This window comes from Zunongwangia profunda SM-A87, assembly GCF_000023465.1.
Taxonomy (GTDB): Bacteria; Bacteroidota; Bacteroidia; order Flavobacteriales; family Flavobacteriaceae; genus Zunongwangia; species Zunongwangia profunda.
Map to the genome: position 1 here is coordinate 3936498 of NC_014041.1, position 24916 is coordinate 3961413.

The following is a 24916-nucleotide window of genomic DNA, read 5'->3' on the forward strand; positions in this document are numbered from 1 at the left end:
GATAGGGTAAAAAATTAGAATTAAATGTCAGTATTAGTTGTAGCTCCCGGGAGAGATGTATCCCACTGGGTAGAAACCCTTAAAAGTCAACATCCGGGAATGAATGTTTATGTTTATCCTGAAGATCATGATAATGAAGAAGTAGAATTCGCCATTACATGGAAGCATCCACGCGGACTATTCAAAAACTATCCGAATTTAAAAGTTGTAGCCTCCATGGGAGCCGGTGTGGATCATATCACTTCAGACCCTGAATTTCCGGAAGATGTGAAAATCACAAGAGTGGTAGATAAACAATTAACCAGTGATTTAAGCGAGTTTGTTCTGGCCCTGGTACTAAATCATACCCGACACCTTTCGGCCTATAAACATCAGGAAAAAGATAGTAACTGGAATGTGCTAAAATATTGTCGCAATAGTGATATGAAAGTTGGAATAATGGGAATGGGCGTTATTGGTACTGCCACAGCTCAGCTTTTAGCCAAAAATAACTTTAAAGTCTCAGGTTGGTCCCGTACAGAAAAAGATTGTGAAGACATCACCTCGTATTACGGTGATAATAGTCTGGAAGATTTTTTACAAGCCTCTGAAATTTTGATATGCCTTTTACCGTTAACCGATGCAACCAGCGGAATTTTAAATAAAGAATTGTTTGAAAAACTTCCAAAAGGAGCTTATGTGATCAATGTTGGTCGTGGGGAACATTTAGAAGAAAACGATCTTATAGAAATGATCGATAGTGGGCATCTTGCCGGTGCTGCTTTAGATGTTTTTAAAGAAGAGCCTTTACCAGAAGACCATGCTTTTTGGGAACATGAAAGAATCACCATTACTCCACATACCGCAAGTTTAACCGAAGCTGAATCTGTTATCCCTCAAATTGTAGAAAATTACGAACGTTTTCAGGATGGCGAAGAACTTAAGAACCTGGTAGAACAGGATCGTGGTTATTAATTACTTAAACTATGCTCATCAAAAATATCCTAGTGGCTGTAGATTTTAATGAAGCCGTTGGCGAAATGCTCACCTATGCTGAACATTTTGCTGAAAAATTCGAAGCAAAAGTATGGCTGGTTCATGTAGCTGAAGCAGATCCTGATTTTGTGGGCTATGAAATTGGGCCACAATATATTCGCGATACCAAAGCTGAAGAGTTTAGACAGGAACATCGAATGCTACAACAGCTTTGCGATTCATTCATCCAAAATAATATAGATTCTGAAGCACTTCTAATTCAAGGCTCTACCGTTGAAACTATTTTAGAAGAAGCCAAAAAACTGAACACGGATATGTTGATTGTTGGCACCCACAAGCACGGATTCTTTTATAATCTTTTTGCAGAAAGTGTCGCTATGGAAATTCTAAAGCAATCAAAAATCCCAGTGTTTACGGTTCCTATTGAAGAGTGATAATTCATCTAAAAGATTTTTTACTACTGCTGAAATTGGTTATTTTTCGAACCAATTTCAGCAGTTATTTTTATGGAAGTTTTCACCAAAGAAAGATTATTACAAGTACACGAGCGTATCTCTCCCTACATTCACGAAACCCCAATTTTAACTTCACGCTTAATTAATGAAATTGCTGATTGCTCCATCTATTTTAAATGCGAGAATTTTCAAAAAATGGGTGCTTTTAAAATGCGTGGTGCCACCAATGCTATTTTACAGCTTAGCCAGGAAGATCAGAAAAAGGGAGTAGTTACGCATTCTTCAGGAAATTTCGCTCAGGCATTATCTTTGGCCGCTAAAAGCTTAGGAATTACAGCCTATATTGTGATGCCCTCTAGCGCTCCACAAGTTAAAAAAGATGCTGTTAAAACTTACGGCGGAATAATCATTGAATGCCCACCGACTTTAAAAAACCGTGAGGAAACCGCTCAAAAAATCGTTGAGGAAAAAGGAGCTACATTTGTACATCCTTCTAATGATATCGAAGTGATTTTAGGACAGGGAACAGCTGCTTTAGAATTGCTTCAAAAGCAACCTCATCTTGATCTCGTGATTACCCCTATTGGTGGTGGCGGACTTATAGGCGGTACTGCACTGGCTGTAAATTTATTTGCTAAAAGTGCAAAAACCATAGGCGCTGAACCTTTTGAAGTAGATGATGCCTATCGCTCGCTAATTTCAGGGACAATTGAAACTAACCAGAGTACAAATACCATCGCAGATGGATTAAAAACGCAGCTTGGCGACCAGAACTTCCCGATCATTCAAAAACACGTGGAAGAAATCATTAGAGTGACGGAAGAGGAGATCAAAAATGCGCTAAAATTAATATGGGAACGCATGAAAATTATAGTAGAACCATCCAGTGCTGTAGCTTTAGCAGCCGTTTTAAAAGAACCCGCTAAATTTAAAAACAAGCAAATTGGTGTAATCATTTCTGGCGGAAATGTAGATTTTAATCAAATCCAGCTATAAGCGAGGATAATTTAACAGCTTGTTTAAAGTAATACTATACTTGAACCAAATAATAATTTTCAACATTTACTCTTACCTAATTTAGCTTAAAATAAAAATTCAAATGAAAAAAATATTAATTTTAAGCGTAATGGTCTTATTAGGCTGCGTTACTGTTTCAAACGCACAAATCCAAGAAGGTAACTTTATGATTGGAAGTGACTTTGGTAGCGGACTCATCAACCCGGGAAATAACAGTATCCTTGGGTTAAACTTTGGGTTAAACGATGGTGCCGGATATAATTTGGGATTGAGCCCAAAAGTAGGGTACTTTGTGCGAGATAACTTTATGTTAGGTGCAGTAGCAAATATTGGTTTTACTAAATCTCCAGAAAGCAGTGGCTCTACTGAAACCACCGTTTACGGTTTTCAGGCGCTATCCCGTTATTATTTAAGTCCGGGTGAAAAAGGAGTCGATAATCTTTTAAAACATGGACGATTTTTTATAGAAGCCAATGCAGGTATAGCAGGAGTAAATGTGGCTGGTGGTGCTACTACTAATGGTTTTGCCTTCGGTGTTGGCCCGGGATATTCTTATTTTATTACAAATAATGTAGCCTTAGAAACCAATTTAAAATATAATGGTTTAGTAGGCGGGGGAAATACAACTTATCAAAATGCTTTAGGATTAAATTTTGGTGTTCAGGTATTTATACCATCTTCTCGAGCTAAAGAACTTCGAGATAACCCTGATATGAGATAGTTATCTTACAATATACTAAGTGCGGGCTGTCTAAAAATGACTTTTTAGACAGCCCTTTTTAATTATTTTGATTTCTCAACACACTTATCGTGACCAACATTTGTCCGATATGTCTTTGGCTATGTTCTGCGGCGTGAAAGTATAGCCCAATAAGACTAGAGGGTAATTGCTTTCTTCCAACTGTTCGTTTTTGTGTAAGCTTTTCTTCAGCGGTGTTCTTAAATATGTCTATGGCCTGCGCTACTTTTTCAGTAAAAGCCTGAGTCAAATGATCAATTTTAATTTCTGGAATTTCTGCACCTTCATTCCTAAGATATTCAAACTGTTTTTCAGAAAGTTGCTGTTCTTCCGCATAAGTTAACATTCGATCTAAAACTCCGGTGATATGTTGTAAATGAAATCCAACACTGGCTCTTCCAGCCGGTCGCTTCCAAAGTAAAAACTCGGGAAAACCCTCCGTATATTTAAACACCTCCTCTTTAGACTGTAATAGCGCATGTGCGGCCGGTTGTAGTAATGTCGAAATACCCGGCAGCTCCCCTCTTAACCAGACTTCAGGTTTCTTGTTGTTCATCATAACTCTTAAAAATGGGATAAGTTTATTTCTCCATAAAATTTACTATATCTATTTTGATTAATAAACCTATTTTCAACAAAATTTAAACTTGACCAAAATAGCAGAAGACTGTAAATAAACGACCTCAGGCCACAATCATCAACTATTAATTATTTTTTTCCAGGCATCCCGATCCCGCTATCTTGATGAGAACAGAGCATTATCACGTTAACTATGTTACAACATCAAATAGTTTATGATTTCTTTAAAATTAATGTGCTAAAAAATATACGTTATTTAATAGATTAAACTCAGCCTTACTTATAACCATGGAACTTTACATTACAGCGGCGATAATTTTTATTGGGATTTTTCTTTTTATAAAGGATTATTTCTCGATCGATACCACCTCTATTCTTATCATGGCGCTTTTTATTGTAAGCGGAGTTCTTAGTCCTGAAGAAGGTTTTTCCGGGTTTAACCACCCTGCTACTATTACGCTGGGCTGCATGTTTGTGGTGAGCGCTGCTATTTTTAAAAGCGGGATCATCGATAGCTTTAGTGATAAGATCATCAGGATAGCAAAGATAAATTACGTTTTTGCCCTCATGATCTTTTGTTTTTCTGCTGCCTTATTTTCAGCATTTATAAACGATACCGCTGTAGTAGCTATATTAATACCAATGGCCTTACTGGTTTGTAGAGAAACCGGCATAAACCCCTCTAGGTTATTAATTCCTATTTCTTTTTCGGCATTATTTGGCGGCACCTGTACTTTAATAGGCACCTCAACAAATATTTTGGTAAGCGGAATTGCTAAAAAAAGTGGATTGGAGCCCTTTAATATGTTCGAGTTTACACTACCTGCTTTATGTTTACTTGCCATTGGTTTAACCTACCTTATTATGGTAGGTCCCTGGTTATTACCTAAACGTGCGGGAGCTCATGAAAGTGGTCTTACCAAAGAAGCTCAAAATTATTTAGCAGAAGTTGTTTTAGGCAAAGACAGCACAGATGTAGACCATGCTATCGTACAATCGAAACTGGTAAGCCAGTATGGCGCTCAAATCCTGTCGATTAAAAGAAACCATCATCGTATGTATGAAATCAATGGAGATACGATATTACGCGCTGAAGATTCCATGAAAATTTTGATCGATCCGCAACACCTTTCACAATTGATGGATAAGGGTGGGTATACCTTAATAGGTGATAAAACAAATCTTCTGGAGTCCGAAAATAAAAAAGACAATAAGGACGAAAAAACGATCTATGAAGTAATGATCCCTTATGGTTCTCCCTTAGCCGAGCGTTCTTTGCGACAACTAAATTTCAGAAATATTTACTACGCATCGGTATTAGCCCTTAGGCACCGTAAAGAAATTATCACACAAGATTTTTCAAACGTGGTTTTAAAAGAAGGTGATATGCTATTGCTATATGCCGCACAAAAAGATATTCAGGCCTTAACCTCCAGAAAATTAATGGTGGTGTTATCTAATTACCAGGCTAAAAAAATAAATTATAAAAAAGCGATCCCGGCTTTATTGATCACCCTTGGGGTAGTTTTATCTGCCGCACTAAATCTAACCTCTATCTTAATTAGTGCAATGGTTGGTAGTTTATTATTAGTTACGACCTCTATTTTAAAACCAAAAGAAGCTTACGATGCTATAGAATGGAAAGTTATTTTTATGATGGCCGGGGTACTCTCTATGGGAAAAGCTTTAGAAAAAACCGGAGGATCTGAATTGATATCGCAGTTTATCTTCGAGCAAATTGGCGATCTTAACCCTAGCATTATATTAAGTTTGGTTTTTCTTATTACCTTTCTATCTACAAACATACTAAGCAGTAAAGCCGCAGCCGCATTAATGGCTCCTATTGTTATAAGCCTTGCCGGCGCTTTACAGTTAAGCGAAAAACCATTTTTAATTGGAGTGATGTTTGCCTGTTCATTAACTTTTATGACACCGGTTAGCTATCCAACAAACACTATGGTCTATGGTGCTGGAAACTATAAGTTTAATGATTTTTTAAAGTTTGGAACACCATTAAATTTTATTATTTGGATTGCAGCATCGTTTATTATCCCGGTGTTCTTCCCTTTTGAAGTTTAATTTTTGAAGCTTTTAATTATGAGAAGAGTAAAACTGAGTAATCCTTTTAAAACAAGAATCATTGATGAGAAACTTATCAGGGAACATCTTGCTTTAGAAAGGACAAAACTTGCAAACGAACGGACGCTACTTGCGTACATCAGAGCTTCACTATACTTACTTATAGGTGGGCTTGCGCTCCTCCAAATTAAAGAATATCCCGAATTACATTGGTTGGGATACGGTGCATTTTCAGTAAGTATTATATTTTTGTCGGTAGGGATCATACGGTACATTCACCTAAATAGAAAACTAACCCGACTTTTACGTCCCGAAACAACATCTGAAAATAACGAATCTTAACATCTGTTTTGCTACAGTCTATTTTTCATTACTCCATGCATTTTTTAGCGATAGGAATCATCGCTTATTTTTTTGATAAAAAAACCTGGAAACAAAATTGGATTATATTGGCTGTCACCATGCTGGTGGATATAGATCATATCTTTGCCAGTCCTTTTTTTGACCCTAATCGCTGCGGAATTGGTTTTCATCCCCTCCACTCCCAAATTGCAATTATCTGTTATATTTTAGGAGCTGTTTTTTTAAAAAAAGGAATTTTTAAACTGATTTTTATAGGCTTATGCTTTCACATGCTAACCGATTTTATAGATTGTTTATGGACATTCTCCAAATGCGGAGACTGTTATGAAAATTCAGCTTTAAAACAACTCATTTCAAATAGCATGTAAAAAACAAAAGCCGTTTTTAAGAAAAAACGACCTCTGCATCTTCAATAGAAGATAAAACTAAGCAACTTTAAATCTAATTTCCCTTTTTATAAAATTATATGCCGGTTATCGAATTTGGCCATTTTAAAGTCTATTTTTAGTCAAAATGTTCTCTTTGACTGCATTATTTTTATCCTTTACTTGTTAGGAAGGATTGAAGTATTCCTGTTCTTCTTTGGTCAGCATACGTGATTTTATGATAAACCTTTTTCCTTTGGGTATTTCTAGAGAAAAGCTCGCACCTCTACCTGGTGTTACATCTACAGTAAGATGCGTATGTTTCCAATATGCGAATTGATCATGACTCATGTAAAAAGGTACCTCCCCTACTTCCCCCAAATAAATATCATTATCATCCAGATAAAAATCTTCTTTGGGTAGCAGCATTGGTGATGAACCATCACAACACCCCCCGCTTTGATGAAAAATCACCTTGCCGTGCGCTGCTTTAAGTTTTTCTAACAACACTGCAGCCTGTTTGGTGATATCTACTCGTTTATAATTCATATTTTAAAAGAATCCCAGTTTATTCTTATCGTAAGAAATAAGCATATTCTTAGCCTGACGATAATGATTAAGCATCATTAAATGATTTTCGCGACCAAAACCAGATTTTTTATAGCCGCCAAATGGTGCGTGTGCAGGATAATCATGATAGCAATTCACCCAAACACGACCTGCTTTTATCGCCCGCGGGATTTGATATAATTGGTGCGCATCCCGCGTCCAGACTCCGGCGCCTAATCCGTAAAGGGTATCGTTGGCAATTTCTAAAGCTTCTGCTTCGTCTTTAAAAGTACAAACCGAAACTACCGGACCAAAAATCTCTTCCTGGAAAACCCGCATTTTATTATGTCCCTTTAAAATTGTGGGTTTTATATAAAATCCGTTCCCCAAATCGCCATCCAGTTTTGCAGCTTCTCCTCCCGTTAAAACTTCGGCACCTTCCTCTTTACCTATATTTATATAGGATAAAATTTTCTCATACTGATCATTCGAGGCCTGGGCTCCCATCATGGTATCGGGACTAAATGGATCACCCATTTTTATAGCTTCAGTTCTGGCAATAACCTTTTCGATGAAGGCTTCATAAATATCCTCCTGAATTAATAATCTGGAAGGACAGGTACATACCTCTCCCTGATTTAGAGCAAATAATACGGCACCTTCAATACACTTATCTAAAAACTCATCATCGTGATCCATAATGCTATTAAAAAAAACATTAGGTGATTTCCCTCCAAGTTCCATCGTTACCGGATGCAGGTTTTTAGAAGCATATTGCATAATTAACTGCCCGGTAGTGGTTTCTCCCGTAAAGGCTACTTTATCTACGTTGGGACTGGAAGCTAAAGGTTTACCGGCTTCCGGCCCAAAACCATGAATCACATTAAATACCCCTTTAGGCAATAAGTGCCCTACTTTTTCGGCAAATATTGTTGCTGAAACTGGAGTTTGTTCTGCCGGTTTTAAAACGATACAGTTTCCTGCTGCTAAGGCAGGAGCCACCTTCCAGGCCATCATTAATAATGGGAAGTTCCAAGGTATAATTTGAGCAACTACTCCTAAAGGTTCCTGAATAATTAATGAGAGTGTATTTTTATTTAATTCTGAAGCACTACCTTCCTCAGCCCTAATTACTGAAGCAAAATATCTAAAATGATCTACAGCCAAAGGCAGATCGGCATTTAAGGTTTCACGAATCGCTTTCCCGTTATCCGAAGTTTCGATCTGGGCAAAATATTCAAGGTGCTCTTCTAAAATATCGGCTATTTTCTGAAGAATCGCCGAGCGCTCCGCAACTGAGGTATTTCCCCATTCTTCTTTAGCAGCATTAGCAGCTGCAATCGCATTTTTAACATCTGCATCTTTAGACCTTGGGAACTTTGCAATAAGCGAATTATCTACTGGAGAATGATTATCAAAATACTCTCCATCGACAGGTGCTATAAATGCTCCGTTAATGTAATTGCCATATTTTTCCTGGAATTTTGGTTTAGAATAACTCATAATAACTATGCTTTTAATATTTAAACTTAAAACTCCATAATTATTTGCTTTAAAAATTGAACTTTCCTATTTTTAATTACTACATTACTATCAATTTAACAATTATAACAAGTTTGAATTATAATCTTTTAAAATACGAAAGTTCAAGAAAGCTACAAACTTTCATTGAAAACCGGACGATCTACAGTGCTGATTATGCAGAACTTAATGTTTTTGAAACGCAGCAAATCGCAAAGAAAGTCGACTTGCAATTTTCGTATCCTATTATTGCCAGTATGCTTTCTGGAAAAAAGATTATGCACTTAAAGCACCGTAATCCATTCGATTTCTTTCCTGGCGAAAGTGTTGTGTTGCCTTCCAACGAAAAAATGATTATCGATTTCCCTTTAGCAACCACAACGGCTCCTACCCGGTGTTTAGCCCTGGGAATTCATCCTGATAAAATTCAGGAAACCGTGCGTTATTTTAATGAAAACACCAGAATAGAGTTTGAAAATGACAACTATGATCTTCAGGGAAATTCTGCCCATCTTGAAAATAACATACAGGTCCAATATGTTTTGGATCGCATTTTTAAGACCTTTTTAAGTGATGAAAAAGCCAAAGATGTTTTATTGGATCTTATGGTAAAAGAACTGGTGATTAGGCTACTTCAAACCAAAGCGAAATTAATGTTACTGGATGATTCTTCGCTTTTTGATAATAATCGCATGGCTTTTATCGTGAAATATATGCGTGAAAATTTATCCAAAAACATCTCGGTAGATCAACTCGCGGCAAAAGCCTGTATGAGCAGCTCAAATTTCTACAAGACCTTTAGAAATACACTGGGTGAAAGCCCAATTGATTATTTAAATACTGAGCGTATAAAATACGCGAAGAAGTTAATTCAGCAAACTACAGATAAGCTGGCCGATATTGCATTTCAGGCTGGATTTAACAATGTAAGCTATTTTAACCGCCAGTTCAAAAAGCTGGAAAGCATCACCCCCAATCAATATCGAAAAAATGTAAGAGCTAACAAGTATGTCTCTTAAACTACCTCAGGACGGCCCACTAGGTATTATATTAGAAAATTATTATTCTCTAGAGCTATCAATATCCCGATAGCAAGGAAACGGGAAGTGGGCAAAGCATTTAACCTGGATTTACCGGGTAAAGTTTAAAAAAAACTTAAAATTATCGCATTTTTATATTAGATACTTAAGTTTCTATACCTTAGACATCAATAATTTAAATTTCGATAAAAGGAATTTAAATTGTGGGATTATTGTATTTTGTAAGAATTAGTGGACTTTGTAAAAAGTATGATGAAGTAAATCTTGTATCTTTACACCCTAAAATTTTATCCACACAAACTAAGCGAAGAATAAATATTATGCATGTAGCGATTGCAGGGAATATTGGAGCCGGTAAAACCACGCTAACAAGATTACTCGCCAAACATTACAAATGGGAACCCCATTACGAAGACGTTCTGGAAAATCCTTATCTTGAAGATTTCTACAATAAGATGGAACGTTGGTCTTTTAATCTGCAAATCTATTTTTTAAACAGTAGATTTAGACAAATATTGCAGATTAGGGAAAGTGGTAAAAAGATCATTCAGGATCGTACTATTTATGAGGATGCTTATATTTTTGCTCCTAACTTACATGCTATGGGTTTGATGACCAATAGGGATTTTGAAAATTATCGCTCTTTGTTCGAACTTATGGAAAGTGTAGTAAAGGGACCGGATTTGCTTATTTATTTAAGGAGCAGTATCCCTAATTTAGTTGCCCAAATACAAAAAAGAGGAAGAGATTATGAAAACTCAATTTCTATCGACTATTTAAGTCGGCTTAATGAGCGCTATGAGGCCTGGGTTCACGATTATGACAAGGGAAATTTGTTAATCGTTGATGTAGATAATATTAACTTTGTAGACAACCCGGAAGATCTTGGCGACATTATTAATAAAATTGACGGAGAAATAAACGGATTATTTTAAATTTTAGATTATGGAATCTACTAAACTTAAGCGACCTAAACATAAAGGCTCCCCAAAGCTTTTTGAAAACCCTATGTTAGAAAAATTAACGCATACGCACATTTCTGCACCGTTAATTATTTTCTTTGTTACATCGGTAGCACTTATCTACTACGGTATTTTTGAAAAAGGCTTTAGAACACCTGAAATATTAGCATGGTTTGCCGGCGGATTATTATTTTTCACTTTAATTGAATATCTAGCGCATCGCTATTTATATCATATCCCGGCCACTACACCAAGAAGGCAAAAAATATCGTATACCATGCATGGTGTACACCATGATTATCCAAAAGATAAATCGAGACTGGCTATGCCACCTGTACTAAGTTTAATCGTAGCTTCTGTTCTATTTATAATTTACAGAGCAATTTTGGGCGATTATGTATTTGGATTTTTAGCGGGATTTTTAGTGGGGTACGCAGGTTATCTTGCCGTACACTATTCGGTACATGCTTTTAAAGTACCTAACAACTTTTTAAAAATTTTGTGGCATCATCATAGTATTCATCATTATCGTGAACCAGACCGGGCTTTTGGCGTATCCTCACCATTTTGGGATCATATTTTTAGAACAATGCCAAGACAAACACCTGCCAGCGACAGAACTGCGGTAGGAAAAAGTATAGACGATGAGAATATGGGAAAAGCGCATGCCCATTAGATCTTTTTTTTTAGATCTTAAAAATAATAAAGCCAGATGATTTTATCATCTGGCTTTTGTTTTAAACAATAAATCCGTTTTCCCGGGCATGAGCAATTGCTTCAGTCGAATTATGAACCATTAATACGGGAGTACTTTCAAAATTATCGATAATACTATGTACACGTTCCATCTGCTTTTTATGATTCACGCTTCGTAGATAAATGGCTAATATTCTATCGGAATGTTGCGCTGCAATATCTGTATAAATGGTTGCATCATGCTCGCCGCTATCACCAATCAGAATAAATTTTAAATCGGGATAGGTTTTAAGAATATTAAAAATCTCTCGCTGTTTATGAGGCTTTTCAGGCTTGATGCTGTTTTCAAAGGGATGCCGCATATCCCGAAGCAATATAGGCCCCTTGGGGAACCCATTATAATCCAAAAACAGCTTTAAATACTCATACATATTCCAGGGACTGTTACTTAAGTAAAATACAGGATTACGGTTACCCTCTGCCTTACCTTTATGCAAAAGCTTATATAAATTTGGCGCACCTTTTAGAGGCATCCTTTTATAAGCATTGGTAAGTAACGAATTTTTAAGCAGGCGCCATTTTAAAAATGAAGTGACCCCCGTATGTAAAATCGTATCATCAATATCGCTAATTACACCATATTCTGCATCTACAGAAGGAATTAAAAATCTTCCCTTAAAAGGATTACCTAGAAGCTCGGTTTTTGGTTCTAATTCTTCCTTATAATATAAATGATAATCCACCCACCCCTGATCATCTGCCACTTCTCCGATATTATTCTCTAAAGTTTGATTAAATAGAAAATAACCTTCGTCGTTGGTAGTGGTTTTAAGGTTTATTTTACCGGGAATTTCCAGTTCCACTTCAGCATCAGGAATCTCAAAACTATCAAATTGCTTATAAGTATTTACAAAAGTTTTCCATTTGTTTTGATCCTGGTGTATTTTAAGTGGGGCATTATCCAAAACCCGCCCTTTTACAAACAATCTGGAATAAGTACCATAACTTCGATAAGGAGTTATAAGCACCTGATCCAGGTTTTTATAGCGCCCCAATATTTTTTTTATTCGTTTAAACATTCAAGTAATTTCGTTCTATAAGTTTACTAATTTTATTCGGCATTCAGATTTCCGATTGCTTTTTCCATATCGATGGGTTTGGAAAGCAGACTACTGAAAAGATCCCCTTCTTCTGAAAGTCGATGAGGGACATTAAAAATATTAAAATCAGTAATTTTTAAACCGCTCTTCACCTCATCCCATTTTAAAGGTGTTGATACTGTTGCTCCTTTTCGAGGTCTAACAGCATATGGTGCTGCAATGGTTTGTCCCCGGCGATTTTGTAAATAATCGAGGTAAATTTTTCCTTTTCGGGCTTTTACCGCCCGTTCCATACTAGTGAGTTCAGGCAATTTATCCTGTACAAAATAGCAGAGTAATTTTATAAAATCTCGGCCTTCTTTATAAGAATATATACCAGCAAACGGAATATAAATATGCAGGCCACGTGATCCTGAAGTTTTACAATACCCTTCAATTTTTGCTAAATCCAGCACCTCTTTAACCACCTGGGCAGTTTCAATAACCTCCTCAAAAGTATTATGAGTTGAAGGATCCAAATCAATCACTCCATAGTCTGGCCGATCCAAATCCTGAATTTTAGAGTGCCAGGGATTAATTTCAATACACCCCAAATTTACCATATATAATAAAGTGGCTTCATTTTGGCACAGCATATACTCGATCTTCTTGTTCGCAGATTCTGAGTAAATAGTAGTTGTATGGATCCAATCTGGTAAACTTTCGTTATCCTTCTGATAAAAACCTTTTTGCTGAATTCCGTTAGGATGACGATGTAAATTTTGCGGACGATCTAGTAGATATGGAAGCATTGTGTCTGAAACCTGAAGGTAATACTCTATAAGATCATATTTTCTTATTTTTTCTTTTGGCCAGTACATTTTACCCAGATTGGTAAAGGGTACTGAAATCCCTTCTATATCAAGATTCCCTGAATTTGAAGTCGCTTGCCCCGAAACATCAGGAGGTTCAGGAGTTTTAATTTGGACTTCTGACTGTACTTCTAGAGCGGTCTTATCGTTACGCAAACCTTTAAAAACCGGATGTCGCAACGCCCCAGCTTTGGTCCATTCAGAAAACTTCACTTCACAAATCAGTTCAGGATGTATCCAGTTTGGAGTTTTGCCTTTCAGGTTTATTTTTTTGGCAAAAGGGGACGATTCCATAGCAAGACTTTCCATTTTTCCTAGCAGTTCTTTTTGCTGATCGTTAGAAAAACCACTTCCGCAGTTGCCTACATAGGTAAGTTCTCCCTCTTTATACATCCCTAAAATTAGTGATCCAAAAACAGCTCCTTTAGAATCGGTATATCCGCAAATTATAGCTTCTTCACTTTCTACCGCTTTAATTTTTAGCCAGCTTTCGGTACGATATCCCAGTGCATAGGTAGAATCATTTTTTTTGGCGATCACTCCTTCCATGCCACTATCAATAGCTTTTTTATAAAAAGTCATCCCCATACCTTCTATATGATCGCAATAAAAAGTATGGTCTAAACCTTCCAAAACTTCTGGGATAAGACTTTTTCGGTCTTTAAGGGGCAGCTCTAGCATACTATGCCCATTTAAAAAAAGCATATCAAAAACATAGAATCTTAAGGTTCCGGGAGTTTTGCTATGGTAATTTTGTAGTGCCTGAAAATCCGGAAGACCATTTTTATCCACGATCACCACTTCGCCATCCAAAATCACCTGGTGATCAATCTGCTCTAAATCCTTTACCAGTTTTGGGAATTTGGAATTATAATTTATTCCGTTTCGGGAATAAATACGAACTTTACCATCATCTACATGTGCCATTAATCGATAACCGTCCCATTTTAACTCATAAATCCAATCGGGATGATTAAAAATTTCTTTTGCTGTTGAGGCCAACATTGGTTTTACAGTATCTTCAGGTTTTAGTTTTCGTACTTTGGGCGCTTTTCCCTTTTTATGTGCTACAGCAGTTTTTACAGCATAAGCTTCCGCATCATATATAAGATCTGTTGCAAATTCATCCTTCTTTTTAATTAGCAACCAATGGTTGTCTTTGCCCTGCTTGGTATTTACAAGTGCAAATTCGCCTTTAAGTTTTTTTCCTAAAAATTGAAGTTTCAAATCTCCGTTTTGATATTGCTGAAGCAGATTTTTATCGCTTAGTGCACTGGAAAATTGACCTTCGTCCCAAATATCCATCTGGCCAGCGCCATAATTACCTTTGGGAATTTCTCCTTCAAATTTTAAATATGTAATAGGGTGATCTTCCGTATGTACGGCAAGTCGTTTATCAGCAGGGTTCATTGATGGACCTTTAGGAACCGCCCAACTTTTAAGGGTGCCACCAATTTCAAGGCGCAAATCGTAATGTAAACGCCTGGCCTGGTGTCGCTGAATTACAAATCGATGTAAGTTTTCGCTATTTTCTTCAGCCGTAGGTTCAGGAGTATGACTAAAATTTCGTTTCTTTTGATACTCGTCTAAACTCACAATCAGCTGGCTTTATTCTTTTTCTTTTTATCTAAACTGGCTTTTAATTGCGCCATTAAATCTTTTGCCGGTGTTGGTTTGCTATCATAATCCTCTGTCTCTGGAGTTTCGCCGGCAGCCTTAGAATCGATTATCTTTTGTAATTGCTCGTTATAAACATCTTTAAATTTATCTAAACTAAAGCTTGTAGTATATTGATCGATAAGCGAAATCGCCATATCTACTTCTTTCTTTTGTACTTTGGTTTTTGGTAATTTTAGCTCTTTTGGATTTCTAATCTCATTCGCAAATCTAATAACATGCAGTACCAATGCATCATTATAAACTCCTACCAGGCTAAGATGTTCCTTTTGGCGCATCACAAAAGTAGCTACTCCCAGCTTTTTGGTTTTCTTTAAAGCATTACGAAGCAAATTATACGATTTACCGCCTTCCTTTTCCGGTTCTAAAAAGTAAGGTTTTTTAAATAAGACATCTGCAACTTCTTTTTCTTCGATAAATTCTTCGATATCGATGGTTTTGCTTTTCTTCATATTGGCCTTTTCAAAATCTTCTTTTTCCAAGACCACATACCCTTCATCTTTTTTAAATCCTTTTACGATATCCTTCCACTCTACTTCTTTGCCGGTATCTTCGTTTACACGCTTATATCGAATCCTGCCATGATCACGACGGTCTAACATATCGAGATCGAGCTTTCGATCTTCAGAACCCGAATATAATTTTACAGGGATCGACACCAACCCAAAACTTATTGAACCATTCCAAATAGATCTCATATTTTCTCTGCTTTCTTTTAAAATTAAAGGAAATATGAGCGTACCTACGTTGTAAAGACGTTAAAATAAATGCACTGGGGAAATTTCGAATCCTTATATGCTAAAAAACATATAAAAATAAAAAAGCAATAACTACCGTTATTGCTTCGCTGCCTCATTAGGACTAAATTATTTTAAAATGTATTATAATTTAAGACGATTTTGATCCCCTTCGTAGCTCTCATATCGCTTAATACATTCTTTGATGATTTGTTTTGCTTCTGCAGCATCACCCCAATCACCAACATCAACTTTTTTCTTTTCCAGATCTTTATATACTTTAAAGAAATGTTCGATCTCTTTAATCAAGTGACCATTTAATTCCTTAAGATCATTAAGTCTATTCCAGATAGGATCTGAAACGGGTACACAAATAATTTTCTCATCTGGTCCTTTTTCATCTGCCATATGGAATACACCAATAGGTTTTACTTCCATAACGATACCAGGAAAAGTAGGCTCACTTACAAGCACAAGAACATCTAATGGATCATCGTCTAAAGCTAAAGTTTCTGGAATAAAACCATAATCTGCAGGATACATCATTGAAGAAAAAATCATCCTGTCGTAACGTACTTTTTTTAACTGAAAATCGTATTCGTATTTATTTCTACTTCCCTTCGGAATTTCAATTAGTACATCAAAAGTTTCTGACATTTTATTTGTTTTTGTTGAACTTTAATAGATTATCAAATATAGTGAATTCTATTCTTAACACTGCTGATTTAGAAGTGAAAACCAAAATTTATAGTCACTCCAAATTTTCGTGCATCGGGATTCTCTAAATAATTTCCCCGAAAATGAGCATCGATTCTTAATATCTTAAAAATATTCCCTATTCCTAAGCTATACTCCCAGTAAGGTTCGTCATTAGGCGCTACCAATGGAATATCCGAAGCATTTAAGCGAACATTATCATCTGAGATTTCTCCCCAAACTCCTTTTATCCCAACAATTTCACGCAAATTTAAATCCCTTAAGAGTGGAAGCCGTGAGAATAAACGACCGTTAAAATTATGTTCAAAATGAGCGGCTACATAAGTATCGGTCACAAATTCATAATAATCCAATTGTGAGAAGGTGTTATAAAGCTGGAAATAAGTCTGGTTCCCCGGTACAACGCTTAATAAGGCCAATGGTACTTCCCCGTAAGTTTTACCAGCTTCAAAACTTACATTGGCCCTTCCGAAACCTCCGATCATTAAGGGTTGATTATAAAAAAGCTGAAGCTTTTTATAATCAAAATCACTTTGAAAAATATTCTTAACACCTAGTGTATAATTTAGAAAAATAGTGGCATGATCGTCTTCCACCTCTTCCCGCTCTACACCATAGCCGGCTGTTTTTCTACCGGGGGTATACATAAGAAGATTAGAAATTTCGGTTTGTTTTAGTTCAGAAGACACCTGGGTTCTGGTTTCATCAGTATAAAAATCAAGACTAAAACCTTCAGAGGCTGCTTCAATTTCACGATAAGAACCACTCACCCTAAAAGTTAAATTATTAACCGGTTCAATTTCCACTGCTAACACAGAAAGATTAATCGAACTTAGACTATTATTGCCACTTGTACTAATTAATGCTGAAGAGGCTAAACTTCGTCCTAAAACATCGGTGGTATTGGTTAGATTGGTTCCTAATTGCTCTACATCTCGTCTATTCCCGGCTGAAATTATTAAACGGTTCTCTGGATCCAGTAATATTTTACCCTGAATTCCATATTTAAACTTATTATCCTTAAAACCGTAGGCGCCATAACCTTCAATACGCCATTTATCATGTTGCGAAAAATAGGTGCGCCCACCGCCTCTTAATCGTATCCCTTCTACATCATTAAATCCGACGGAAGAAAATATAGGTCCGTAATCCCAGCCATCAAAATCCAGATAGCCGGTGGCAAGTGCAGTAGACACATTATATAAGCGCTTAAATTGTTTTACGGTTTTGAGCGTATCCAGCATATCGTATACGCCGCGTTCATCACCATTTAATTCTTCAAGCCTGTTTTCCTGCCAAAAATCATCTTCGCGATTATAAACTTCTTCCCTAAACCTGTTTACCTGTTTATTATAAAAAGATGATGGACGCTCTTTATCAAACTCATATTGGTCATAAAGCACCGTTCTTTTTCCGTAGACGCCACGTGAATCTTCCTTATCCCGTAAAGCGAAATCTGCCTGAAAAAAATCTCTTTTTAATAAGAAAACAGAATCGTTTAAAACATCGAATTCCTGCTCTATATAAACTCCTTTCACCCAGTTAAGGTTAGCTCCCTTAGACATTTCTAAATTAATATCTTTTATGGCCCAGGTGGTATCATTAACCCAAAAATCACCGCTAAACGTAAGTTCATTTTCCCTTCTGGGGTAATAAAAAATATTATAACAATATTTACCATCTACATAAGCGGTATCAGCTAACACATAATTGTAAACATTAATACCGGTTTTAGAAAGAGGACTAACAAAGTTTTTATCAAAAAATCGCAGATAATTATCATACACATCGATCTCATCATAAATATCACGTACCGTTGAAATTAATACCTGGTTATCACTAAAACCAGAATTTTTATTTCCTTTTAATTCGGTAAGCTCCTGCCCGGTGGTATTATCCCCGTACACTCTACTAACAGATTCGTTTAAAAAAATAGGTAAATAAGTTTTACCGGTAATTCGGTTAGTATCCAAATCTTCAAAAATAAACTCCATTCCGTTAAATATCCGGCTCTTAATTAGCGCGCTATCAATGGTATTAAGATCGAATTCCAGTTTCTCATACCTGCGGTAAGCGTATTGATCGAATTTCTTTACCCCATTATCCCGTCTGTTGGCCCAAATCTTCCTTAGGATATCTATAGCGGGATTATTCTTTTTCGAGGTCTTGCCCTTGTATATTTTCACTTCTGAAAGCGACTCAGATGAAGCGTAGAGCGTAACCTTTAAATTATTTACATCCTTATTCTTAAGACTTACATCCTTTGTTTGATAACCTAAAAATGAAAAAGTAACCGACGTATAATCTCTGGATGAAGACAGTGAAAAGTTACCATCCCCATCTGTTGTAGTTCCTTCCTTAGAATCGGTAAAAATCACATTGGCAAAAGGAATCCCTACACCACTCTCATCTACAACGATACCGCTAATCTGGGTTTGTGAAAAAACCTGAAAGCAGCTAAAAATAATTAGGGTAGATAAAAGAATATTTTTCATAAAGACATACAAAAAAACCCCTCAACCTTAAACGGGAAGAGGGGTCAAATATAGGTTATCTCTTTTACTTGTACATCACCTTTTTTACAGCTTTAACAACATCTTCACTATTAGGCAACCACTCTTTAAGAAGAACAGGAGAATAAGGTGCAGGTGTATCTGCCGTATTTATTTTGATAATTGGCGCATCAAGAAAATCAAATGCTTGCTCTTGTACCTGGTAAGTAATTTCTGTAGAAATATTTCCGAATGGCCAGGCTTCTTCAAGAATAACCAAACGATTGGTTTTCTTAACAGATTCTATAATCGTTGCGTGATCCATAGGACGGATGGTACGAAGATCGATAACTTCCGCAGAAATCCCTTCTTTTTCCAATTCATCCGCAGCTTTATAGGCTTCTTTGATGATTTTACCAAAAGAAACAATAGTTACGTCTGTACCTTCACGCTTAATATCGGCTTTACCGATTTCGATTACATATTCCTCTTCTGGGACTTCACCCTTATCACCATACATTTGCTCACTTTCCATAAAGATCACTGGATCGTCATCTCTAATTGCAGCTTTTAATAGCCCTTTTGCATCGTAAGGATTCGAGGGTACGATTACTTTTAAACCTGGACAGTTTGCATACCAGCTTTCAAATGCCTGTGAGTGCGTGGCACCAAGCTGACCAGCAGAAGCTGTTGGTCCTCTAAATACGATAGGACAGTTAAATTGTCCACCACTCATTTGGCGAATTTTGGCTGCGTTGTTTATAATTTGATCGATTCCAACAAGGGAAAAGTTAAAGGTCATGAACTCTATAATAGGACGGTTTCCATTCATAGCACTACCAATACCGATTCCTGAGAATCCAAGCTCAGAGATTGGAGTATCTATTACCCTTTCTGGTCCAAACTCGTCCAACATTCCTTTAGAAGCTTTATATGCACCGTTATATTCGGCTACTTCTTCACCCATCAAATAAATGGACTCATCTTTGCGCATTTCTTCGCTCATAGCCTGTTGAACGGCTTCCCTAAATTGAATTGTCTTCATTATAGTTCTTGATATTAATTTTTATAACTTATAGGACAACAAAAATAGTAATTCGATAAAGTTTTTACCACATAAACCATTAAAAATTTACGACGATGCACAACTTGCTGATTTCGCACCTTAACACAACGGTCATATCATTAAAAAATCAAGTATTTTATTATTAAAACTGTGACAAAACCAGAATATTTTGAGGTTAAATTAAATCTCAAGTCATTTTTTATGATTTTTTTACTATGCATGCATAGTATTTTATAATTTATTTATGTAACTTCGTAGCTATATCGTTTAATAGAAAAAGAACTTTAAATATGAAAATATTAGTGTGTATTAGTCATGTACCTGATACAACCTCAAAAATTAACTTTACCGATGGCGATCGTAAATTTGACACCAACGGGGTTCAATTTGTTATAAATCCTAATGATGAGTTTGGTTTAACGCGTGCTATGTGGTTTAAAGAAAAGCAGGGCGCCAGTGTAGATATTATCAATGTAGGGGGAGCAGAAACCGAACCTACGTTACGTAAAGCACTCGCTATTGGCGCAGATACTGCAATACGTATTAATACGGCACCTACGGACGGTTTTCAGGTAGCTAAGGAATTAGCCAAAGTTGCCAGCGAAGGAAACTATGATCTTATTATATGCGGTAGAGAATCTATAGACTATAATGGAGGAATGGTTCCCGGAATATTGGCCGGTATGCTTAAAGCTAATTTTATAAATACCTGTATTGGACTAGAAATTGAAGGCGATAAAGCTACTGCCATCCGGGAAATCGATGGCGGTAAAGAAACCTTAACCGCCAGTTTACCTTTGGTAATAGGTGGACAAAAAGGATTAGTGGAAGAGAGCGATCTTAAGATCCCAAATATGAGAGGGATCATGCAGGCTCGTAAAAAACCACTAAATGTTGTAGAACCCAGCGGGGCTGAAGTTGCTACTAAAGCAGTAAAATTTGAAAAACCGGCACCAAAAGGTGAAGTAAAATTAGTAGACCCTGAAAACCTGGATCAATTAATTGATTTACTACATAACGAAGCTAAGGTGATCTAAACTTTAAGTCGGTTAATATCGATTTTCAATCAAGGTTTTTAATCTAAAAAATTTAAAAAAATGTCAGTTTTAGTATATACAGAGTCAGAAGACGGAAAATTTAAAAAAGGTGCTCTGGAAGCAGCATCCTACGCCAAGGCTATTGCAGATGCGATGGGCACCAGTCTTACCGCTATTACTTTTAATGCCGAAGATACCAGCGAACTTGGTACATACGGTGTGGATAAGATACTTAGCGTTAGTAACGATAAATTAAAAGATTTTAATGCAGAAGCGTATGCTGATGCCATTAAACAGGCAGCTAAAAAAGAATCTTCGAAAGTGGTAGTTTTAGACCAATCCGCTAATGGAAAATATATCGCACCTCTTGTTGCTGTTCATCTAGAAGCCGGTTATGCTTCTAATGTTGTAGCCTTACCAGAAAGCACTTCTCCATTTCAGGTAAAAAGAACAGCTTTTACTAATAAGGCTTTTAATTTCACTGAAATCACTACCGAAGTGAAAGTTGTAGGACTTTCAAAAAATGCATTCGGATTAAAAGAAAGTGAAGGGTCTGCAAGTGTTGAAGCTTTTGAACCACAGCTTTCAGCAGAAGATTTTACCGTAAACGTAACGGCAGTAGATAAGGCTAAAAACAAAGTCACTATTGCTGATGCAGAGATTGTAGTTTCTGGTGGACGCGGACTCAAGGGTCCGGAAAACTGGGGCATGATCGAAGAAATGGCCGATATCCTTGGTGCGGCTACTGCTTGCTCTAAACCAGTAAGCGATATGGGCTGGAGACCCCATAGCGAACACGTGGGCCAAACAGGAAAACCAGTAGCTTCAAATCTTTATATCGCGGTAGGAATTTCAGGAGCTATACAGCACTTAGCAGGAATTAACGCTGCTAAAACTAAAGTCGTGATTAATAACGATCCAGAAGCGCCTTTCTTTAAAGCCGCAGATTATGGGGTTGTTGGTGATGCTTTTGAAATTGTTCCCAAGCTAAATGAAAAATTGAAGGAATTTAAGGCGAAAAATGCATAAATTTTATAACTTGCACCCCTTAAAAGGGCTGTCTAAATTTAGTAAAATGCTCTATTTAGACAGCCTTTTTTAATTTATGGAATATGAGTTTAGTGCGTCTGAATATCAAAGGAATATCTTATAGTCAAACCCAAAATGGAGCATACGCTCTAATATTAAGTGAAGTTGGTGGGGATAGAAAATTACCCATCGTAATTGGTGCATTCGAGGCTCAGTCGATAGCAATTGCACTCGAAAAAGAAATCAGGCCTCCAAGACCCCTTACTCACGATCTATTTAAAAACTTTTCTGACCGATTCGATATTACTGTGAAACAGGTAATTATCCATAAACTTGTAGATGGTGTTTTTTACTCAAGTCTTATCTGCGAAAGAGATAAAATAGAAGAGATAATAGACGCTCGTACCAGTGATGCCATTGCTTTGGCTTTAAGGTTTGAAGCCCCTATTTTCACTTATAAAAATATTCTGGAAAAAGCCGGAATTTACCTCCAGGGCGAAGAACAACAGAAAAACGAAAAAGAAGAAAATCAGGAAGAAATAATTTCTGAAGAACTTCTCCCGGACGATATAGAGATCTCAAAAGAAGATAATAATTACAAGAAGTTATCTTTAAGCGAATTAGAACGCTTACTCTCACAGGCTGTTCAAAACGAAGATTATGAAAAAGCAGCAAGGTTAAGAGACGAAATCTCTAAAAGACATTAATACTCCCCTATTTAAATTAAATATGAAGAGATTATTATACCTTCTTTTCTTTATGGTATTGAGTGTAACGACATTGCAGGCTCAGAACATAACTAAAAGCTGGAAAATCGAAAAAAATGTCGATAGCCTGGCTGTCGAAATCTTTAAACCAGGAAGCGTACTCACCATACAAAAAGGCAGGTTTAGTTTCTCTAAAGAAAAGGATACAGTAGCTCGTGGTGACTATATGTATCAAAATGATATTCTCGTTTTCTTTTATGGTAAACCTAAAAAGGACATGGAAAACTACCGGGTCACCAAATTATCAGACTCTTCCATGATTCTTAAAAGCGGGAGAAATGCAATTAACCTCAAAGCTTATCAACCTAAAATAGCTGAAGTAATCCCAGCTGAAACTGCTAAAAAAATCATTCCAAATCAGGGAATTACCACCACAGGAATTCTACGTGGAATTTTGGGGATGTTTTCGCTTATTGTTATTGCATTTGCATTTAGCAGTAACCGCAAAGCCATTAACTGGAAAACCGTTGGGATAGGTCTTGGAATGCAATTATTACTGGCTTACGGTGTTCTAAAAATCGATTGGGTGAAATCAACTTTCGAATTTGTGGGAAAAATCTTTGTGAAGATATTAGAATTTACCGCAGCAGGAAGTGAATTCCTTTTGGGCGGACTTATGGACACCTCTAGTTTTGGATACATCTTTTTATTTCAGGTATTGCCTACCATTATTTTCTTTTCAGCGTTAACCTCTATTCTTTTTTACTACGGAATTATACAGGTGGTTGTTAGAGGGTTTGCGCTGGTACTTACGAAGTTATTAGGGATCTCTGGGGCAGAAAGCTTAAACGTTGCCGGAAACATTTTCTTAGGCCAAACAGAAGCTCCTTTAATGATTAAAGCTTATTTAGAGCGTATGACACGTTCTGAAATTTTACTGGTAATGATTGGCGGTATGGCTACTGTGGCTGGTGGCGTTTTAGCTGCATATATAGGATTTTTAGGGGGAGACGACCCCATGGCTAGATTAGAGTTTGCCAAGCATCTACTGGCTGCTTCGGTAATGGCTGCTCCGGGAGCAATTGTGATTTCTAAAATATTATACCCACAACAGGAAAAAATTAATACCGATGTAGAAGTTTCTTCTGAAAAAATAGGATCTAACGTACTGGATGCTATTGCTATTGGAACCACTGAAGGTTTAAAACTTGCTGCCAATGTAGGTGCAATGTTGTTGGTTTTTGTGGCTTTAATCGCAATGATTAATTATGGCTTTGCCAAAGTAGGGCAAATCACTCATCTTAATGATGTGCTGGCGGCAAATACGCCTTATCAAACATTTTCAATCGAAGCAGTTCTGGGAACGGTTTTCGCTCCCCTGATGTGGCTTATAGGTGTTGCCAAGGAGGATATGATGTTAATGGGACAACTACTAGGCATTAAACTTGCTGCAAGTGAATTTGTGGGATATATACAATTAGCAGAACTTAAAAATGCCGCTTCAGGATTAAGCTTCACGTACCAGAAGTCGATTATTATGGCAACCTATATGTTATGCGGTTTTGCAAATTTTGCTTCTATCGGTATTCAGCTTGGTGGAATTGGTTCTCTAGCCCCGGGACAACGTAAAAACTTATCTGAATTCGGGATTAAAGCCGTAATCGGTGGAACACTGGCCTCTTTGCTATCAGCTACCATCGCAGGAATGATTATTGGGTAGAACTTTTTAGTATGATTAAGGGAAAGATAAAAAGTCTTGGTGAAATTGTTATTAGAGTAAATAACATGAAAATCATGACTGAATTTTATCATCAAACTATTGGTTTAGAAGTTATTCGAAACTCAGAAAAATTCACCTTTTTCAAAATTGCAGAAGGTAATGCCGGACATCATCAGACACTAGCATTATTCCACAAAGAAAATCCAACAGCTTTCGAGGAAAAATTAAATGACATAAATTCTAAAAACTCTTCATTACATCACTTTGCTCTTGAAATTGCAAAAGAAGATTATGATATTTTTTTATTGAAATGTGAAGAGCTTAATCTCGAATCTACGACTGAAGTTTTCCCATGGATTAAATGGAAGTCTGTTTTTATCAAAGACCCGGAAAACAATATTATCGAATTTGTTTGTTATGATGAAAACATTCAGGAATAATTA

Annotated in this window: 24 protein-coding genes; 15 read left to right on the forward strand and 9 right to left on the reverse strand. The window is 36.7% G+C overall.

All coding sequences use genetic code 11. The features are described from left to right. The first annotated feature begins 24 nt into the window (after positions 1-24). The 4 genes from ZPR_RS17230 to ZPR_RS17245 all read left to right on the forward strand — a co-directional run bounded on the left by ZPR_RS17230 (position 25) and on the right by ZPR_RS17245 (position 3168). A complete protein-coding gene (locus ZPR_RS17230) occupies positions 25-954 on the forward strand; it encodes a 2-hydroxyacid dehydrogenase (RefSeq protein WP_013073034.1) in 930 nt (309 codons plus the stop codon). Between the two features lie 11 nt (positions 955-965). Then, on the forward strand, positions 966-1409 hold the full coding sequence (locus ZPR_RS17235) for a universal stress protein (protein WP_041579047.1): 444 nt from the start codon (positions 966-968) through the stop codon (positions 1407-1409). A 72-nt stretch (positions 1410-1481) separates the two neighbouring features. Beyond that, entirely contained in the window at positions 1482-2426 is a 945-nt protein-coding gene (locus tag ZPR_RS17240) for a pyridoxal-phosphate dependent enzyme (protein ID WP_013073036.1), read from the forward strand. A gap of 103 nt (positions 2427-2529) precedes the next feature. Continuing rightward, positions 2530-3168 carry a hypothetical protein gene (locus ZPR_RS17245; protein WP_013073037.1) on the forward strand — a complete coding sequence of 213 codons (639 nt, stop codon included), beginning with the start codon at positions 2530-2532 and terminating at the stop codon, positions 3166-3168. Positions 3169-3226: 58 nt separating this feature from the next. Here ZPR_RS17245 and ZPR_RS17250 read toward each other — a convergent pair whose 3' ends face one another. Continuing rightward, positions 3227-3745: a DinB family protein gene (locus ZPR_RS17250; RefSeq protein ID WP_013073038.1), complete on the reverse strand. Its 519-nt coding sequence runs from the start codon at positions 3743-3745 to the stop codon at positions 3227-3229. A gap of 308 nt (positions 3746-4053) precedes the next feature. Between ZPR_RS17250 and ZPR_RS17255 the strand changes: the two genes are divergently transcribed. From ZPR_RS17255 to ZPR_RS17265, 3 genes are read left to right on the forward strand one after another with little or no spacing between them, the layout of a single operon-like run. Beyond that, a complete protein-coding gene (locus tag ZPR_RS17255; protein WP_013073039.1) occupies positions 4054-5844 on the forward strand; it encodes an SLC13 family permease in 1791 nt (596 codons plus the stop codon). Positions 5845-5862: 18 nt separating this feature from the next. After that, complete coding sequence (locus ZPR_RS17260) at positions 5863-6186, forward strand: DUF202 domain-containing protein (protein ID WP_013073040.1); 324 nt, start codon at positions 5863-5865, stop codon at positions 6184-6186. Positions 6187-6194: 8 nt separating this feature from the next. Then, entirely contained in the window at positions 6195-6575 is a 381-nt protein-coding gene (locus ZPR_RS17265; RefSeq protein ID WP_083759790.1) for a DUF6122 family protein, read from the forward strand. A 183-nt stretch (positions 6576-6758) separates the two neighbouring features. Here ZPR_RS17265 and ZPR_RS17270 read toward each other — a convergent pair whose 3' ends face one another. Both ZPR_RS17270 and ZPR_RS17275 read right to left on the reverse strand, forming a co-directional pair. Beyond that, the gene (locus ZPR_RS17270) at positions 6759-7121 is read right to left on the reverse strand and encodes a DUF779 domain-containing protein (RefSeq protein WP_013073042.1); all 363 of its coding nucleotides are present in this window, start codon (positions 7119-7121) and stop codon (positions 6759-6761) included. 3 nt (positions 7122-7124) lie between these two features. Continuing rightward, positions 7125-8624, reverse strand: coding sequence for an aldehyde dehydrogenase family protein (locus tag ZPR_RS17275; RefSeq protein ID WP_013073043.1), 1500 nt, complete (start codon positions 8622-8624; stop codon positions 7125-7127). A 113-nt stretch (positions 8625-8737) separates the two neighbouring features. Between ZPR_RS17275 and ZPR_RS17280 the strand changes: the two genes are divergently transcribed. From ZPR_RS17280 to ZPR_RS17290, 3 genes are all read left to right on the forward strand, one after another. Then, complete coding sequence (locus ZPR_RS17280; protein ID WP_013073044.1) at positions 8738-9661, forward strand: AraC family transcriptional regulator; 924 nt, start codon at positions 8738-8740, stop codon at positions 9659-9661. A gap of 341 nt (positions 9662-10002) precedes the next feature. Continuing rightward, a complete protein-coding gene (locus ZPR_RS17285) occupies positions 10003-10617 on the forward strand; it encodes a deoxynucleoside kinase (RefSeq protein ID WP_041580086.1) in 615 nt (204 codons plus the stop codon). 10 nt (positions 10618-10627) lie between these two features. Next, the gene (locus tag ZPR_RS17290; protein ID WP_013073046.1) at positions 10628-11320 is read left to right on the forward strand and encodes a sterol desaturase family protein; all 693 of its coding nucleotides are present in this window, start codon (positions 10628-10630) and stop codon (positions 11318-11320) included. Positions 11321-11381: 61 nt separating this feature from the next. Here ZPR_RS17290 and ZPR_RS17295 read toward each other — a convergent pair whose 3' ends face one another. The 6 genes from ZPR_RS17295 to ZPR_RS17320 all read right to left on the reverse strand — a co-directional run bounded on the left by ZPR_RS17295 (position 11382) and on the right by ZPR_RS17320 (position 19959). Next, on the reverse strand, positions 11382-12419 hold the full coding sequence (locus tag ZPR_RS17295) for an App1 family protein (RefSeq protein ID WP_013073047.1): 1038 nt from the start codon (positions 12417-12419) through the stop codon (positions 11382-11384). Positions 12420-12451: 32 nt separating this feature from the next. Next, positions 12452-14887, reverse strand: coding sequence for a DNA ligase D (ligD, locus tag ZPR_RS17300; protein ID WP_013073048.1), 2436 nt, complete (start codon positions 14885-14887; stop codon positions 12452-12454). 2 nt (positions 14888-14889) lie between these two features. Then, the gene (gene ku / locus ZPR_RS17305; protein WP_041579048.1) at positions 14890-15666 is read right to left on the reverse strand and encodes a non-homologous end joining protein Ku; all 777 of its coding nucleotides are present in this window, start codon (positions 15664-15666) and stop codon (positions 14890-14892) included. 183 nt (positions 15667-15849) lie between these two features. After that, complete coding sequence (locus ZPR_RS17310) at positions 15850-16362, reverse strand: inorganic diphosphatase (RefSeq protein ID WP_013073050.1); 513 nt, start codon at positions 16360-16362, stop codon at positions 15850-15852. Between the two features lie 68 nt (positions 16363-16430). After that, the gene (locus ZPR_RS17315; protein ID WP_013073051.1) at positions 16431-18917 is read right to left on the reverse strand and encodes a DUF5686 and carboxypeptidase-like regulatory domain-containing protein; all 2487 of its coding nucleotides are present in this window, start codon (positions 18915-18917) and stop codon (positions 16431-16433) included. Positions 18918-18981: 64 nt separating this feature from the next. Next, positions 18982-19959: a pyruvate dehydrogenase complex E1 component subunit beta gene (locus ZPR_RS17320; RefSeq protein ID WP_013073052.1), complete on the reverse strand. Its 978-nt coding sequence runs from the start codon at positions 19957-19959 to the stop codon at positions 18982-18984. Positions 19960-20270: 311 nt separating this feature from the next. Between ZPR_RS17320 and ZPR_RS17325 the strand changes: the two genes are divergently transcribed. The 5 genes from ZPR_RS17325 (at position 20271) to ZPR_RS17345 (ending at position 24913) form a co-directional block, all read left to right on the forward strand. Continuing rightward, complete coding sequence (locus ZPR_RS17325) at positions 20271-21017, forward strand: electron transfer flavoprotein subunit beta/FixA family protein (protein WP_013073053.1); 747 nt, start codon at positions 20271-20273, stop codon at positions 21015-21017. 60 nt (positions 21018-21077) lie between these two features. Then, a complete protein-coding gene (locus ZPR_RS17330; protein ID WP_013073054.1) occupies positions 21078-22046 on the forward strand; it encodes an electron transfer flavoprotein subunit alpha/FixB family protein in 969 nt (322 codons plus the stop codon). A gap of 83 nt (positions 22047-22129) precedes the next feature. Continuing rightward, entirely contained in the window at positions 22130-22753 is a 624-nt protein-coding gene (locus ZPR_RS17335) for a bifunctional nuclease family protein (RefSeq protein ID WP_013073055.1), read from the forward strand. A 22-nt stretch (positions 22754-22775) separates the two neighbouring features. Then, positions 22776-24473, forward strand: coding sequence for a NupC/NupG family nucleoside CNT transporter (locus ZPR_RS17340; RefSeq protein WP_041579049.1), 1698 nt, complete (start codon positions 22776-22778; stop codon positions 24471-24473). Between the two features lie 11 nt (positions 24474-24484). Next, positions 24485-24913, forward strand: coding sequence for a VOC family protein (locus ZPR_RS17345; protein WP_013073057.1), 429 nt, complete (start codon positions 24485-24487; stop codon positions 24911-24913). Positions 24914-24916: the final 3 nt, after the last annotated feature.